The 15,256-nt window shown below is 71.8% G+C and carries 12 protein-coding genes; 8 read left to right on the forward strand and 4 right to left on the reverse strand.

All coding sequences use genetic code 11. The features are described 5' to 3' along the window. Positions 1 to 176 precede the first annotated feature (176 nt). A complete protein-coding gene (locus tag OG788_RS34200; protein WP_351536614.1) occupies positions 177 to 629 on the forward strand; it encodes an ATP-binding protein in 453 nt (150 codons plus the stop codon). A gap of 91 nt (positions 630 to 720) precedes the next feature. Here OG788_RS34200 and OG788_RS34205 read toward each other — a convergent pair whose 3' ends face one another. Together OG788_RS34205 and OG788_RS34210 are read right to left on the reverse strand one after the other, a co-directional pair. Then, on the reverse strand, positions 721 to 1,761 hold the full coding sequence (locus OG788_RS34205; protein ID WP_406374966.1) for a DUF2637 domain-containing protein: 1,041 nt from the start codon (positions 1,759 to 1,761) through the stop codon (positions 721 to 723). Positions 1,762 to 2,072: 311 nt separating this feature from the next. Then, positions 2,073 to 2,909 (reverse strand): (2Fe-2S)-binding protein, encoded by an 837-nt coding sequence (locus tag OG788_RS34210; protein WP_406376920.1) that lies wholly within the window; start codon positions 2,907 to 2,909, stop codon positions 2,073 to 2,075. A gap of 211 nt (positions 2,910 to 3,120) precedes the next feature. Here OG788_RS34210 and OG788_RS34215 point away from each other — a divergent pair, with 211 nt between their 5' ends. Continuing rightward, positions 3,121 to 4,173, forward strand: a complete 1,053-nt coding sequence (locus OG788_RS34215; RefSeq protein WP_406374967.1) for a GntR family transcriptional regulator — start codon at positions 3,121 to 3,123, stop codon at positions 4,171 to 4,173. Between the two features lie 219 nt (positions 4,174 to 4,392). Then, complete coding sequence (locus OG788_RS34220) at positions 4,393 to 5,124, forward strand: alpha/beta fold hydrolase (protein WP_406374968.1); 732 nt, start codon at positions 4,393 to 4,395, stop codon at positions 5,122 to 5,124. Between the two features lie 109 nt (positions 5,125 to 5,233). On the opposite strand, the gene OG788_RS34225 is transcribed toward OG788_RS34220, so the two are convergent. Together OG788_RS34225 and OG788_RS34230 are read right to left on the reverse strand one after the other, a co-directional pair. Further along, positions 5,234 to 6,007 carry a hypothetical protein gene (locus OG788_RS34225; protein ID WP_351536604.1) on the reverse strand — a complete coding sequence of 258 codons (774 nt, stop codon included), beginning with the start codon at positions 6,005 to 6,007 and terminating at the stop codon, positions 5,234 to 5,236. Between the two features lie 135 nt (positions 6,008 to 6,142). After that, on the reverse strand, positions 6,143 to 7,816 hold the full coding sequence (locus OG788_RS34230) for a PucR family transcriptional regulator (RefSeq protein ID WP_406374969.1): 1,674 nt from the start codon (positions 7,814 to 7,816) through the stop codon (positions 6,143 to 6,145). Between the two features lie 432 nt (positions 7,817 to 8,248). Between OG788_RS34230 and OG788_RS34235 the strand changes: the two genes are divergently transcribed. The 5 genes from OG788_RS34235 (at position 8,249) to OG788_RS34255 (ending at position 15,064) form a co-directional block, all read left to right on the forward strand. Continuing rightward, on the forward strand, positions 8,249 to 9,139 hold the full coding sequence (locus OG788_RS34235; protein WP_406374971.1) for an FAD binding domain-containing protein: 891 nt from the start codon (positions 8,249 to 8,251) through the stop codon (positions 9,137 to 9,139). Further along, a complete protein-coding gene (locus OG788_RS34240; RefSeq protein ID WP_406374972.1) occupies positions 9,139 to 9,741 on the forward strand; it encodes a (2Fe-2S)-binding protein in 603 nt (200 codons plus the stop codon). The genes OG788_RS34235 and OG788_RS34240 overlap by 1 nt, the downstream gene beginning before the upstream one ends. Positions 9,742 to 9,743: 2 nt before the next feature. Then, positions 9,744 to 12,131 carry a molybdopterin cofactor-binding domain-containing protein gene (locus OG788_RS34245; protein WP_351536590.1) on the forward strand — a complete coding sequence of 796 codons (2,388 nt, stop codon included), beginning with the start codon at positions 9,744 to 9,746 and terminating at the stop codon, positions 12,129 to 12,131. A gap of 276 nt (positions 12,132 to 12,407) precedes the next feature. Further along, on the forward strand, positions 12,408 to 13,865 hold the full coding sequence (locus OG788_RS34250) for an NCS2 family permease (RefSeq protein WP_406374973.1): 1,458 nt from the start codon (positions 12,408 to 12,410) through the stop codon (positions 13,863 to 13,865). A gap of 44 nt (positions 13,866 to 13,909) precedes the next feature. After that, a complete protein-coding gene (locus OG788_RS34255; RefSeq protein WP_406374974.1) occupies positions 13,910 to 15,064 on the forward strand; it encodes an XdhC family protein in 1,155 nt (384 codons plus the stop codon). Positions 15,065 to 15,256: the final 192 nt, after the last annotated feature.

Genomic DNA, 15,256 nt, shown 5'->3' on the forward strand with positions numbered 1-15,256 from the left:
TCACTTCCCCGCGTGGGCGTCGCGCACCCGTGACCGTACGGGGGGCGGTTGACGATTCGACATGACTGTCACGTTCCCGATGGGGCATGGATCCCCGTGAACGTGTTCGAGCAGGAGGGACCGACATCGGCACGCAGGCGGGGGTCATGAAGAGGCAGGTACCAGGAGGTGGTCCCATGACCAGGGGGGCCTTCTCCACGGATCCAGTGGAGGAAGCGTCCGACGGGGCGACGGAACAGCCGGACGGCGCGCAGCTCCGGCGCCGGCTGAGGAAGGCGGATCTACGGGCGGTGGCCGAGGCGCGCAAGGCGCTGAGGGAGCTCTTACGGCAGTGGGGGAAGCCGGAAGGGTCCGCGACGGCCGAGCTGCTGACCAGCGAGCTCGTCACCAACGCTCTGATCCACACCGACGACGACGCCGTCCTGACGGCCACCGTCGGACCGCGCGGACTGCGCGTGGAGGTCCGGGACTTCGTGGCACGCAGGCCCCGACTGTGCGTACCGAACGCCGACGACGGTACGCACGGCAGAGGTCTCGTCCTCGTCCAGTCCCTGGCGGACGCGTGGGGCGTACGGGCCCACGGCGTGGGCAAGGCGGTGTGGTTCGAACTGAACGGCGACGCGGTGTAGGAACACCGCGCCGCCGTTGTCCTGTCCTGTCCGGGCCCGGCCGGGGATTCCGGCCGGGCCGTCCGGGCTGTCGCCCGGCTCGGATCCGCGCCTAGCCGAACTGCTGCTCGAGGTCCTTGAGCTTGCGCTCCAGGGAGTCGAGCCGCGGCAGGGCCATGGTGTCGTCCTCCGTGGTGAGGTCGACGGTGATCGGCTCAGTGCTCTTGCGGACGGGCGAGAGGGAGGGCCGCGAGAGTACGGGCAGCTGCTCCGCGGTGGATATGGCAGGCTCCGCGGAGGCCGGGGAGGGCGCGCGCTCCACGGTCGCTGTCTCCAGTTCCCGGGCGCCACCGCGTCCGGCGAAGCCGCGGTGACCACGGCTGAGCGCCTTGAGGTGCGCTCGCTCGACCCGCTGCTCGTTCCGGCGGCGCAGTCGGTTCTGCTCCTTCTGGCGCCGGTCCTCGCGCACCTCGTCCACGGCCTCGTCCAGGGAGCGGACGTTCTCCAGGAGCATCAGCGACCACGCGCTGTACGTCTCGCGGGGCGCGCGCAGCCAGCGGACCATACGGATCTGCGGCAGCGGACGCGGCACCAGGCCCTGCTCACGCAGCGCCGCACGACGGGTCTGCTTCAGCGCCCGGTCGAACAGCACCGCGGCCGACAGGGACATGCCCGCGAAGAACTGCGGCGCGCCGGCGTGGGCCATGCCCCGGGGCGCGTGGACCCAGTTGAACCAGGCGGCGGCACCGGCGAAGGTCCACACGAGTATGCGGGAGCCGAGTGCCGCGTCACCGTGGCTGGCCTCGCGCACCGCGAGAACGGAACAGAACATGGCCGCGCCGTCCAGGCCGAACGGGACGAGGTACTCCCAGCCGCCGGAGAGGCCGAGGTTCTCCTCGCCGAAGCCGACCAGGCCGTGGAAGGAGAGTGCCGCCGCGACCGCGGCACAGCAGAACAACAGAACATAGGAGGCCGTGCCGTAGATGGCCTCCTTACGCCTGCGGCGCTCCTCGGTGCGCTCCCACGAGTCGTCGCTGCTCGTGCTGTCCCCGGACCGCTTGCCGCGCGCGAGCACCGCCACCGCCGCCAGCAGGCCCAGGAGCAGAACGGCGCCCGGAAGCAGCCAGTTCAGCGATATGTCGGTAAGTCTCATCTGGGGTCCCTTGCATTGGGATAGGGCGTAACGCCCGCCATAGTGGCCCAATCACGTCGGCCCTCAGGGGGTTTCGGGGCAAGAGGCCGCCAAGGGAGTGCCAGGGGATACGCAGGGCGACTTTCTGCTCGAACTACCGCGCGAGGGACGGGAGTTGAGTACGAATAAGACTACCCATACGAATGGTTCCACGGAAAGTTCCCGCGACAAGTGAGGAAATTGTGAATCGCCTGTCATCCGCGAGAGCTCTCGGGGGGGGCCCGACCGGTGTGATCCCGGGGCGGCCCTGGCCGGCCCTCGCCCGGGGCGGCTCAACTCGCTTCGACGGCCGTCAACTTGGTGATCCGGTCCGCGTCGCAGGTGCGCGGGCAGGTGGCGCAGGTCTCGGCGGGGCGCAGTGTGTAGAAGAGGCAGCAGCTCACCCGGTCGCGGGTGGGCAGCGGCTCCCCGTCCGGACCGGTCAGCTCGCGGAAGGCCGGCGAGCCGACGTACGGCCGGTCCGAGCCGGGCAGCAGCAGCTCCAGCTCGCGCATCGCGCGCGGCTCCTCGCCGAACAGACCGGCGACGTACCAGAGGCCCTCGACTATCTCGTCGGTCGCCATGCCCCACAGTGCCCGGCCGCGCCGCCGCATACGCGGTCCGAATCCGCCGAGGACCGGCTCCAGGTGCTCGGCCACCGCGGCCCGCACCTCCGCCCGCAGGGCCTCCTCGTCCGGTACGACCCTGGCGCCCGGCAGGCCGGCGGCCGGGTCGTCCGGCAGGCAGGCGAACGTGGTGACCCGGACGGACATCCGGCCGAGCTCGCGCTGATATGTGACGTGCTCCACAGGCAGCCGGGGCACGCGGCGCAGCAGGAACCACGGCACGGTGATCAGCAGACAGGCCGGCCAGGCGTACCGGTGCAGTCCGAAGCCGGCCACGACATCGGGCCGGGCCCGCTGTCCGTAGTCCCGGATCACCTGGGCCTCGTCCCAGGCGAGGAACGCGTCGAGCTCGGGCCCGCCCTCGGCGAGTCCGGCGGCGGAGGCCCAGCCCGCGCCCCGCGGAGCCCCTTCTCCGGCCGCCAGCTCGCCGACGCTCAGGTCCGGGAAGACCTCACTCAGCCGCGCGTACGCCTCCGCCACGGGTGACACGGCGGCGGACGGCATGCCGGGGCCGGTCGGGGCGGCCGTGGCGGTGTCGGCGGTCGGGGCGGGAGCGGGCATGCGGAACCATCGCTTCACGATCGTTAGCAGGTAAGCCTTACCTTACCCTCAGTTTCGGGTGTTTGAACTAGGGCCGAGTGCGCCTATCGTGCTTGACGGACGAGTAACAACCGACGCCAGGAACCGAAGTACCACCGAGCCGGAGGAGGACCCTGTGGAGCAGGCCGGTCCGCGCGGCGCGCACCCCTCCGTCGGGGTGTGGGGCCCGGAGATCCGTACGGGCGCCCATCGGGTTCCGCCTCAGCCGGGAGCCGCTGACGCGGGCCGGGCGAGGGTCGTTCCCGCGGGCGACGGCGCCGGCCCGGACGCCGGGCCGGGCGGCGGCCCCGCCATGGCCTCGGCCCGAGGTGAGCACACGCACAGCGAGGTGCCGATCCCGCGCCCTCGCGCCGAGGACGACCGCGCCGCCGTACGAACGGACGACACCCGCTCAGCGGTCCGCACCGACAACGCCCGCCCGGCACACGGCGAGAACGCCCGCCCGGCACGCGGCGACGACGCCCATCCCGTACAGGCCGAGAAGGTCCGCCCCGCACGTGCCGAGGACGCCCGCCCCGCCGTACGTCCCGAGGCGCCCCGGCCCGTCGTGCAGCGCGCCTCCGTGCGCGGGCAGATCCTCGACGCGCTGCGCACCGCGCTCGTCGCGGGTGAACTCGCGCCCGGCGAGGTGTACTCGGCCCCCGCGCTCGGCGAGCGTTTCGGGGTGTCCGCGACGCCCGTCCGGGAGGCGATGCAGCAGCTCGCGCTCGAAGGAGCCGTCGAGGTCGTCCCCAACCGGGGCTTCCGCGTCATCGAGCGCGGCACCCGGGAGCTGGCCGAACTCGCCGAGATCCGGGGCCTGATCGAGGTCCCGGTGATGCTCCGTCTCGCCCGCACCGTGCCCGCCGCCCGCTGGGCCGAGCTGCGTCCGCTCGCCGAGGCCACCGTGCGGGCCGCGTCCTCGGGCTGCCGCGCGACCTACGCGGAGTCCGACCGGTCCTTCCACCGCGCCGTCCTGGCCCTCGCGGGCAACGCGCAGCTGGTGCGCATCGCCGACGACCTGCACCGCCGCGCCCAGTGGCCGCTGGTCGGCGGCCCCGTCTCCCGGGGCCGTGCCGACCTGGTGGCCGACGCGGCCGAACACACCGCACTGCTGGAGGCGTTGATCGCCGAGGATCTGGCGGTCGTCCAGTCCCTGGTACGCGAGCACTTCGCCGGCGCTTCCTGACGCGGCCGGTCCGCACCACCCGCCCGCCGCCCGCTCTCCTGTCCCGCCCATGAGGCTCGGTGGATCAACCGGAACCCCGTGCGGCAGGGCTCCGCAGCGATGCGGCGACGCTCACCCGCAACCTGCCGACGCGGGTTCAGGGGCTCTAGACTCCCCTTGATCTCGAGGCGGACCCCGCCGATGGAGTCGGCTCGAGGACCGTGCCAACCGGGGGTGCTGATGACGGCGGCGGACGCGGTGCCCATCGTCCTCGTCCACGGGACGCGCTTCAGCGCGGGGCAGTGGAGCACCCAACTCGCCGCACTCCGGGACGAGTTCCCGGTGGCCGCCGTCGACCTGCCCGGGCACGGCGAGCGCTCGGCACAGCCCTGGAGCCTGAGCGCCGCGACGGAGATCATCGCTTCGGCGGTGGACTCGCTCGGCCACGGTCCGGCGCTGGTCGTCGGGCACTCGCTCGGCGGATACGCCTCACTCGAGTTCGCGCGGCGCCGTCCGGAACGACTGCGCGGGCTGGTCCTCGCGGGAGCGAGCGCCTCCACCCGTGGGCTGCGGGCACTGCCCTACCGGTGGGTCGCCGGGCTGGTTCCTCGTGTCCCGGCGGATCGACTGACCCGGCGGAACGACCGGCTGCTGCGGCGGCTCTACCCGCCGGACGTGGTGGAGGCGACCATCCGTTCCGGCTACGCCTTCCACACCCTGCCCGCGGCCTGGGGCGACGTGCTCGGACGCTTCGACGCGGGTGCGATGCGCCATGTGAGGGCTCCGGTCCTCATCCTGAACGGCGAGAAGGACACGCTCTTCCGCGCCGGGGAGGAGGACTTCGCCCGCGCGCATCCGCACGCCCGCGTCGAACTGATCCCGCGGGCACGGCACCTCGCGAACTTCGACGACCCGGACGCCTTCACCGATGCCGTCCGCCGGTTCGCCCGCGGGCTTCCCGTCGTGGGCTGAGCGCGCCGCCGCGGCCGGCCGGCCCGGCACCCCCCGCACGTGTGTGTGCCGGGGCCCGTCGATACCGGAGCCGTGCGTACGGGCGGAGTGTCCGTCCGCCCGTACGTGATCAGGCCGTCGCCGCGGGCGGAGCCAACTGGTCGGCCAGCCAGGTGGGTACGCCGCCGAGCAGCCGGAACAGCCGTCCCGCCTCCGCCCGCAGCCGCGACGCCTCCGGCTCGACCTCGGCGTCGGCCAGGGACGCCAACGCCGGTGCCGTACCGACGAGGTAGCCCAGCTCTTCCCGGATCCGGAGAGATTCCGCGAATCCGTGCCTGGCCTCCGCCAACTCCCCTTCGCGCAGGGAGAGTCCGGCGAGGTGCCGCCAGGTGCAGGAGAGCAGCAGCGGATCGTTCTGGGCGGTCGCGCCGGCATGCGCCCGCCGGTACGCGGCGCGGGCGGACTGCGGTGAGTGGGCGAGATTCTCGGCGAGCAGCCCCCGGCGGAAGTCCAGCAGGGCCCGCCCGGGCGCGCCCGGTGCGAGCAGTGCCGCGGACCGGCCGAGCGCCGCACGTGCCTCGTCGGCCCGGTCGCGCACGTTCAGCAGCGTGGAGGCGTAGGCGAGTTGACCCCGCTCACAGGCCGCCGCGCCCCGTTCGTCATCGCTCTGCGCGAGGGCCTCCGCGGTGCGCAGCGCGTCCTCCGCCTCCGCCCAGCCCTGCTCGGTGTAGAGGCAGCGCTCGACGAGCAGGGACGCTCTCTGCAGCGCGGGCGCCGCCGTGCGCGGCTGGAGCAGCGCCGCCGCGTCGGCCCAGCAGGCGCGCGAGCGCAGCCGCCATACCGCGGTCTGGAGTGGATCGTCCCCTGCAGTCGTTCCGGTACCAGACATGGCGGTATGCGCCACGTTGCCCTCCCCGAGCACACCATTGAGCTGTTGAGTGGTGGCATCTCAGCACGGATCACCGGGCCCGGCCAAGAGGGTGGGTGAAGGATTTCACAAAGTCGTCGGTTGTGATCGCTTCACGTGGGGCCGCTGGGGTCAGCTCATCCGCAGTGCCAGGAAGAAGTCCAACTTGTCCTCCAGGCGTGAAAGATCACGACTCGTCAACTGCTCGATACGGCCGACGCGGTAGCGCAGCGTGTTGACATGGAGGTGCAGACGGGCCGCGCAGCGCGTCCAGGAGCCGTCGCAGTCCAGGAAGGCCTCCAGGGTCGGGATCAGCTCCGCGCGGTGGCGGAGGTCGTACTCGCGCAGCGGGTCGAGGAGGCGGGCGGTGAAGGCCCGGCGCACGTCGTCCGGGACGAAGGGCAGCAGCAGGACGTGCGAGGCCAGCTCCTGGTGTCCGGCCGCGCAGACCCGCCCTGGGCGTGCCGCGGCGACCCGGCGGGCGTGCCGGGCCTCCTCCAGGGCGCCACGCAGCCCCTCGGCCGAGTGCACGGCGGCACTGACGCCGAGCGTGAGCCGCCCGTCGTCGTTGAGGCCGGCCGACAGCGGGTCCCGTACGGCCGCCAGAAGCGAGTCGGCGAGCAGGCCCGGCTCGGGGGCGTCGTCATCGGCCGGGACCGCCGGAAGGGGGACGAGCGCGACCGCCTCGTCCCCCGTGTGCGCGACGGCGATCCGGTCGGAGTGCTCCGGCCCCGGAGACAGGGGGTCCACGAGGATCTCCTCGAGCAGCGCCTGGGCGACCGGGCCGCCCTCGATCCCGCCGCCGTCCCACTCGACGCGCGCCACCACGACCTGCCAGTGCGGTGCCGCGCCCAGGCCGGGCAGCAGCACCGGTGCCGCGACCCGCAGCCGGGCGGCTATCTCGGCGGGCGCCGCGCCCGCCTGGACCAGCTCCAGCACCTCCTGCGCGAGCCGTCGCCGCACCGTGCGCGCCGCGTCCCGCCGGTCCCGCTCCACCGCGATCAGCTGGGTGACGCCCTGGAGCAGATCGAGCCGCTCCTCGGGCCAGTCCCCGGCGTCCGCCTCGACGGCGAGCAGCCAGTCGGAGAGCACCGTCTCGCGCACGTCCCGGGAGGCGCCTGCGGCGCGCCCCGACGAGCGGATCGGGAAGAGCGAGTAGGTCGCCGGGCCCACCGCCACCCGGTGCGGTCCCCGGCGCCCGGTGCGGACCGCCGCCAGGTGCTCGGCGGCCAGCTTGGCGCAGGTGTCGGCGGGCAGCGCGGCGCCCGTGACCTTGGAGCCCGCGATGGGCCGTCCGGCGGGGGAGAGGACCCAGGCGCGAAGGTCGAGGTCGGTACCGAGCAGATCGAGGACCACCTCGGGGCCGCCGCCCGCCGGGCCCGAGGTCATCATCCGCCGGTGCCGGTCGACCACGGCGGCCAGATCCCCGGCGCGCTCGCCCGACACCTGGCGTACGACGTGCTCGGTGATCGTGGCGAAGGCCACCGACTCGTTCACGGCGAACAGGGGCAGCCGGTGCCGGGCGCAGGCCATGATCAGGTCGTCGGGGATGTCGCCGAGCTCCGCCTCACCGGCGGCCAGGGCCGCGACCCCGGTTCCCGCGAGGATGCGGACGAAGGGCTCCGAGTCGTCGGCGTCGTGCCGCCAGGCGAGGCCGGTGAGCACCAGCTCGCCGCCCGAGAGGTAGCGGCTGGGGTCCTTGAGGTCGGTGGTCATCACACCGCGTACGGTGCGGTCGAGCTCGTCCTCGCCGCCGAGCAGCCGCAGGCCCAGCGCGTCGGTGTCCAGCAGTGCGCGCAGCCGCATTCTCGTCGCCGCCGTTCTTTGTCTCGAAATCTACGATGGATCTGTGGTGAGGCCCCGCGGGCGGGTCCCCGGGATCCGAGGAGCCGGTCCGTGGGTTCCGAGAATCGGTGGTCCCGGCCCCTTGGGCCTGTGTCCTCGGCATTCGAGAGCTGTGCTCGCCGTTCCCGGGGCTGTGCTTGTTGTTTCCAAAGGGCTGTGCTTGTTGTTTCCAAAGGAAAACGAAGAGGTTGCTGATGACCTCGGTTCATACGAATCTACAAGATGCGCGCGCTGGCCAGCCAACTCCTTCATGGTTTCGGTGACTGACCCTGGTGCGGGACACCGCTGTGTACTGGCCCCACTCCGCGTAAACACCTGATGAACGAGCCGGGCCGCCCGCACACGATCTGGCTTGATCAGAGCGAACCACGATACGAATGAAGAGAGCCACTCATGGACTTCCTTCGCCCCGCCAGCTGGGAGGAGGCGCTCGCCGCCAAGGCTGAGCACCCCACCGCTGTGCCGATTGCGGGTGGCACCGATGTGATGGTCGAGATCAATTTCGACCACCGCCGGCCCGAGTACCTTCTCGATCTGAACCGCATCGGCGAGCTGAGCGAGTGGGAGGTCGGCGAGGAGAGCGTGCGTCTGGGCGCCTCCGTCCCGTACACCCGGATCATGGAGAACCTGCGCGGTGAGCTCCCCGGGCTGGCCCTCGCCTCCCACACGGTGGCCTCCCCGCAGATCCGCAACCGAGGCGGCGTCGGCGGCAACCTAGGCACCGCCTCCCCGGCGGGCGACGCCCACCCCGCCCTCCTCGCGGCCGGAGCCGAGGTCGAGGCCGAGTCCGTCCGCGGTACCCGGCTGATCCCGATCGACGCCTTCTACACCGGGGTGAAGCGCAACGCGCTCGCGCCGGACGAGCTGATCCGCGCCGTCCACATCAGGAAGGCCGACGGACCGCAGCAGTACTCGAAGGTCGGCACCCGCAACGCGATGGTCATCGCGGTGTGCGCCTTCGGTCTGGCCCTGCACCCCGAGACCCGTACGGTCCGCACGGGCATCGGCTCGGCCGCGCCGACCCCGGTCCGCGCCAAGGCCGCCGAGGAGTTCCTGAACGCGGCGCTCGACGAGGGCGGCTTCTGGGACAACGGGAAGATCATCACCCCGTCGGTCGCCAAGCAGTTCGCGGACCTTTGCTCCGGCGCCTGCAACCCGATCGACGACGTCCGGGGCACGGCGAGCTACCGCCGCCACGCGGTCGGCATCATGGCCCGCCGCACGCTGACCTGGACCTGGGAGTCCTACCGCGGCACCGCCGCCCGCACGGAGGGAGTCGCGTAATGCGTGTCAATTTCATGGTCAACGGCCGCGAGCAGGAGGCCGACGACGTCTGGGAGGGCGAGAGCCTCCTGTACGTCCTGCGCGAGCGTCTCGGCCTGCCCGGTTCCAAGAACGCCTGTGAGCAGGGCGAGTGCGGCTCCTGCACCGTCCGCCTGGACGGCGTGCCCGTGTGTTCGTGTCTGGTCGCCGCGGGGCAGGTCGAGGGCCGCGAGGTCGTCACCGTCGAGGGGCTCGCCGACTTCGCCAAGCAGCGCGCGGAGCACGGAGGTTGTGCCGGCGGTGCCTGCGGGACCCCGGAGAAGCAGGGGACTTCGCTCGACGAGGCCAAGGGCTGGGCGGCCAAGGGTCACGACTCGCAGACCGGCGAGGGCACCGAACTCTCGCCGATCCAGCAGGCGTTCATCGACGCGGGCGCCGTCCAGTGCGGCTTCTGCACGCCCGGCCTGTTGGTCGCCGCGGACGAGATGCTGGAGCGCACCCCGAACCCGACCGACGCGGACATCCGCGAGGCGCTCTCGGGCAACCTGTGCCGCTGCACCGGTTACGAGAAGATCATGGACGCGGTCCGTCTGGCGGCCGCACGGCAGTCTGAGGCGGTCTGACCATGGGTACGACTGGTACGCCCACGAACATCACCCAGGGCTCGAAGACCAAGGGCGGCATCGGCGAGTCCACGCTCCGCCCGGACGGCACCCTCAAGGTCACCGGCGAGTTCGCCTACTCGTCCGACATGTGGCACGAGGACATGCTGTGGGGCCAGATCCTGCGCTCCACGGTCGCCCACGCCGAGATCGTGTCCATCGACACCTCCGAAGCCCTGGCGCAGCCCGGCGTCTACGCCGTCATGACCTACGACGACCTGCCCACGGACGTGAAGAACTACGGCCTGGAGATCCAGGACACCCCGGTCCTCGCGCACGGCAAGGTGCGCCACCACGGCGAGCCCGTCGCCATCGTCGCCGCCGACCACCCGGAGACCGCGCGCCGCGCCGCCGCCAAGATCAAGGTGGAGTACAGGGAGCTGCCGGTCATCACGGACGAGGCGTCGGCGACCGCGCCCGACGCGATCCTCGTCCACGAGGGCCGTGACGACCACCACATCGGCCACGTCCCGCACCCGAACATCGTGCACCGCCAGCCGATCGTCCGCGGCGACGTCGAAGAGGCCGCGAAGAAGGCCGACTTCGTCGTCAAGGGCGAGTACACCTTCGGCATGCAGGACCAGGCCTTCCTCGGCCCCGAGTCCGGCCTCGCCGTGCCCTGCGAGGACGGCGGCGTCGAGCTCTACATCGCCACCCAGTGGCTGCACTCCGATCTGCGCCAGATCGCCCCGGTGCTCGGCCTGCCCGAGGACAAGGTCCGGATGACGCTCTCCGGAGTCGGCGGTGCCTTCGGCGGCCGTGAGGACCTGTCGATGCAGATCCACGCCTGCCTGCTGGCCCTCCGCACCGGCAAGCCCGTCAAGATCGTCTACAACCGCTTCGAGTCCTTCTTCGGACACGTCCACCGCCACCCCGCCAAGCTCTACTACGAGCACGGGGCGACCAAGGACGGCAAGCTCACGCACATGAGGGCGCGGATCGTGCTGGACGGCGGCGCCTACGCGTCGGCCTCCCCGGCGGTCGTCGGCAACGCCTCCTCGCTCAGCGTCGGCCCGTACGTCGTCGAGGACGTCGACATCGAGGCGATCGCGCTCTACACCAACAACCCGCCCTGCGGCGCCATGCGCGGCTTCGGCGCGGTCCAGGCGTGCTTCGCGTACGAGGCCCAGATGGACAGGCTCGCCGACCGGGTGGGCATGGACCGGGTCGCGTTCCGTCAGCTCAACGCGATGGAGCAGGGCTCGCTGCTGCCCACCGGGCAGCGCGTCGACTCGCCGGCCCCGGTCGCCGAACTCCTGCGCCGTGTCAAGGCGATGCCGCTGCCGCCCGAGCAGCAGTGGCTCGCCGCCGGCGAGGCGGCGGACGTACGGCAGCTGCCCGGCGGCCTCTCCAACACCACGCACGGCGAGGGCGTCGTCCGTGGCATCGGCTACGCCGTCGGCATCAAGAACGTCGGCTTCTCCGAGGGCTTCGACGACTACTCGACCGCAAAGGTCCGCATGGAGGTCGTCGGCGGCGAGCCGGTGGCGACCGTGCACACCGCGATGGCGGAGGTCGGCCAGGGCGGCGTCACCGTCCACGCGCAGATCGCCCGTACCGAACTGGGCGTCGCTCAGGTGACCATCCAGCCGGCCGACACCCGGGTGGGCAGCGCCGGTTCGACGTCCGCCTCGCGTCAGACGTACGTCACCGGTGGCGCCGTCAAGAACTCCTGCGAGCTGGTCCGCGAGAAGGTCCTGGAGATCGGCCGCCGCAAGTTCGGTACGTACCACCCCGCTTGGGCCACCGCCGAGCTCCTCCTGGAGGGCGGCAAGGTCGTCACCGACGGAGGCGAGGTCCTCGCCGATCTCGCCGATGTGCTCGAAGGAGAGGCCGTCGAGATCGAGGCCGAATGGCGGCACCGTCCGACCGAGGCCTTCGACCTGCGTACCGGCCAGGGCGACGGCCACGTCCAGTACTCCTTCGCCGCGCACCGCGCCGTCGTCGAGGTGGACACCGAACTCGGCCTGGTCAAGGTCATCGAACTGGCCTGCGCCCAGGACGTCGGCAAGGCGCTCAACCCGCTGTCCGTCATCGGCCAGATCCAGGGTGGTACCACCCAGGGCCTGGGCGTCGCGGTCATGGAGGAGATCATCGTCGACCCGAAGACCGCGAAGGTGCGCAACCCCTCCTTCACGGACTACCTGATCCCCACCATCCTCGACACACCGACCATCCCCGTCGATGTGCTCGAACTCGCCGACGACCACGCCCCGTACGGGCTCCGTGGCGTCGGCGAGGCCCCGACCCTGTCGTCCACCCCGGCCGTCCTCGCGGCGATCCGGAACGCGACGGGTCTGGAGCTCAACCGGACGCCGGTACGCCCCGAACACCTCACGGGAACCGCGTAGGCACCGGACACATCTCTCCGGGCGGCGCCGGGAACGTCACACGTCACGCGCCGCCCGGAACACCCGGCCACCGCACCGCTCGCGGATGCCGGGGACCCAGCAGGGAGCAGCAAGCAACAGGCACGTACCGCACCAGAGTTCTTCTCGTTCGTCTCGGGCCGTCCCCCGGGTCGTGCGGCCGAAGCACCTTCCCAAATCCCGCAACCGCGTTCGCGGTTCACCAGTCGTCAGGACGACTGCAGCGGGTGTCCCTTTGAACCTTGGGAGCAGGCCCACATGACCCAGCAGTCACTGGAGCCGAAGACCGCCGCGGCGGACGCGGGCGCGGGCAGCCGCGTTCCGGCCGGACGGTCTTGGCTCGACCGGTACTTTCACATATCCCAGCGGGGAAGCTCGATCGCGCGTGAGGTGCGCGGCGGCGTCACCACCTTCATGGCGATGGCGTACATCCTGCTGCTCAACCCCCTCATCCTGTCCGGCAAGGACGCGGCGGGGGACATGCTCGGCCAGAAGGCCCTGATCACCGCGACCGCGTTCGCGGCGGCCTTCACCACACTCCTCATGGGCTTCGTCGGCAAGGTGCCGCTCGCCCTCGCCGCCGGACTCTCGGTGTCCGGCGTGCTCTCCTCGCAGGTCGCCCCGCAGATGACCTGGCCGCAGGCCATGGGCATGTGCGTGATGTACGGCGCGGTCATCATGCTCCTGGTCGTCACCGGGCTGCGCGAGATGATCATGAACGCGATCCCGCTGGCGCTCAAGCACGCCATCACCATGGGCATCGGCCTGTTCATCGCGCTCATCGGCCTGGTCAAGGCCGGCTTCGTGCACCAGGGCAAGGCGACCCCGGTCACCCTCGGTCCAGCCGGTGAACTCGCCGGCTGGCCGGTCCTGCTCTTCGCCGTCACCCTGCTTCTGATCTTCATGCTCCAGGCGCGCGGCATCCCTGGTGCGATCCTCATCGGCATCGTCTCCGGAACGGTCGTCTCCGTCGTCCTCAACGCCGCCGGCGCCATCGATCCGAAGCAATGGGCCAGTGGCGCTCCCGAACTGCACGGCAGCGCCGTCTCGATGCCGGACTTCTCGCTCTTCGGCAAGGTCGAGTTCGGCGGCTGGGGCCAGGTCGGCGCCATGACGGTCGGCATGATCGTCTTCACGCTCGTGCTCGCCGGGTTCTTCGACGCGATGGCCACCATCATCGGCGTCGGCACCGAGGCCAAGCTGGCCGACGCCCAGGGCCGGATGCCGGGCCTGTCGAAGGCGCTGTTCATCGACGGCGCGGGCGGAGCGGTCGGCGGTGTCGCCGGCGCCTCCGGCCAGACGGTCTTCGTCGAGTCGGCGACCGGTGTCGGCGAGGGTGCCCGCACCGGACTCTCCTCCGTCGTCACGGGCCTGTTCTTCGCGGCCTGCCTCTTCTTCACCCCGCTCACGGCCATCGTCCCCGGCGAGGTCGCGGCGGCGGCGCTGGTGGTCATCGGCGCGATGATGATGACGAACGCCCGCCACGTCGACTGGGCCGACCGGGCCACCGCCGTCCCGGTCTTCCTGACCGTCGTGATCATGCCGTTCACCTACTCGATCACCGCGGGCGTGGCGGCCGGCGTGATCAGTTATGTCGCCATCAGGATCGCCCAGGGCAAGGCCAGGGAGATCGGGGCCTTCATGTGGGGCCTGACGGTGATCTTCTTCGTCTACTTCGCGCTCAACCCGATCGAGAGCTGGATGGGCGTCCACTGACGCCCGCCCTCCTTCCACGCAACCGCAGTCAAGGAGACCGAGAGATGCTGGACATCGCCGAAGAGCTCCACCGGTGGGTCGGGCAGGGCCGCGACTTCGCCGTGGCCACCGTGGTGGCGGTCGGCGGCAGCGCGCCCCGCCAGCCCGGCGCCGCCCTCGCCGTCGACTCCGACGGCACGGCGATCGGCTCGGTCTCCGGCGGTTGCGTGGAGGGAGCGGTCTACGAACTGTGCGTGCAGGCGCTGGAGGACGGCGGGACCGTCCTCGAACGCTTCGGCTACAGCGACGACGACGCCTTCGCGGTCGGCCTGACCTGCGGCGGCGTCATCGACATCCTGATCACTCCGGTCCGCGCGCGGGACACCGCGCGCCGGACCGTGCTCGCGACCGCCCTGGCCGCCTCCGCGGGCGGGGAGGCCGCGGCGCTCGCCCGCGTCGTGAGCGGCCCCGCCGAACTCATGGGCCACGCCCTCGTGGTGCGTGCCGACGGCTCGTACGAGGGCGGCTTCGGCGCCCACCCCGAACTCGACCGTACGGTGGTGGGCGAGGCGGCGGCCCAACTGGACGCCGGCCGCACCGGCACACTGGAGATCGGAGAGCAGGGCTCTCGTTGCGGAGCGCCGCTCACGATCCTGGTGGAGTCGTCGGTCCCGCCCCCGCGCATGATCGTCTTCGGCGCCATCGACTTCGCCTCGGCCCTGGTCCGCATGGGCAGGTTCCTCGGCTACCGGGTCACGGTGTGCGACGCCCGTCCGGTCTTCGCGACGGCGGCCCGCTTCCCCGACGCGGACGAGATCGTCGTGGACTGGCCCCACCGCTACCTGGAGCGCACGGAGGTCGACGCGCGCACGGTCCTGTGCGTCCTCACCCACGACGCCAAGTTCGACGTGCCGCTGCTCCGGCTCGCGCTGCGGCTCCCCGTGGCCTACGTCGGCGCCATGGGCTCGCGGCGTACTCACCTGGACCGCAATGAACGGTTGCGCGAAGTCGGCGTGACCGAGATCGAGCTGGCCCGCCTCAGGTCCCCGATCGGCCTGGACCTCGGAGCACGCACACCCGAGGAGACGGCCCTGTCGATCGCCGCGGAGATCGTGGCCAACCGGCGCGGGGGGAGCGGGGTTTCCCTCACGGGAGCCCACACACCGATCCACCACGACGCGTCCTCGGTTCCGGCGCGACGGATCGGGTCGGTGGCGTGAGAGCCCGCGACAGAGGGACGGTCGCTTGAGGGCCCGCGACGGAGCGACGGCCGCTTGAGGGTCGAGGGTCGAGGGCTGAGGTCGGAGGGCTTTGACGGCTTGAGCGCTCGGGGGCGTGACGGCTCGGAGGTTCGAGGGCCGGGGCGAGGCTCGCCGCGGACCGCGGTGGGCCTTTCTTGTGCGCCCTGTATT

The sequence above is a fragment of the Streptomyces sp. NBC_00647 genome (assembly GCF_045207245.1).
Classification (GTDB): domain Bacteria; phylum Actinomycetota; class Actinomycetes; order Streptomycetales; family Streptomycetaceae; genus Streptomyces.

What these genes read in the sequence shown, in the direction of transcription:
- OG788_RS34200 (WP_351536614.1), top strand. Translation starts at nt 177, where the DNA reads ATGACCAGGGGGGCCTTCTCCACGGATCCAGTGGAGGAAGCGTCCGAC.
- OG788_RS34205 (WP_406374966.1), bottom strand. Translation starts at nt 1,761, where the DNA reads ATGAGACTTACCGACATATCGCTGAACTGGCTGCTTCCGGGCGCCGTT.
- OG788_RS34210 (WP_406376920.1), bottom strand. Translation starts at nt 2,909, where the DNA reads ATGCCGTCCGCCGCCGTGTCACCCGTGGCGGAGGCGTACGCGCGGCTG.
- OG788_RS34220 (WP_406374968.1), top strand. Translation starts at nt 4,393, where the DNA reads ATGACGGCGGCGGACGCGGTGCCCATCGTCCTCGTCCACGGGACGCGC.
- OG788_RS34230 (WP_406374969.1), bottom strand. Translation starts at nt 7,816, where the DNA reads ATGCGGCTGCGCGCACTGCTGGACACCGACGCGCTGGGCCTGCGGCTG.
- OG788_RS34235 (WP_406374971.1), top strand. Translation starts at nt 8,249, where the DNA reads ATGGACTTCCTTCGCCCCGCCAGCTGGGAGGAGGCGCTCGCCGCCAAG.
- OG788_RS34240 (WP_406374972.1), top strand. Translation starts at nt 9,139, where the DNA reads ATGCGTGTCAATTTCATGGTCAACGGCCGCGAGCAGGAGGCCGACGAC.
- OG788_RS34245 (WP_351536590.1), top strand. Translation starts at nt 9,744, where the DNA reads ATGGGTACGACTGGTACGCCCACGAACATCACCCAGGGCTCGAAGACC.
- OG788_RS34250 (WP_406374973.1), top strand. Translation starts at nt 12,408, where the DNA reads ATGACCCAGCAGTCACTGGAGCCGAAGACCGCCGCGGCGGACGCGGGC.
- OG788_RS34255 (WP_406374974.1), top strand. Translation starts at nt 13,910, where the DNA reads ATGCTGGACATCGCCGAAGAGCTCCACCGGTGGGTCGGGCAGGGCCGC.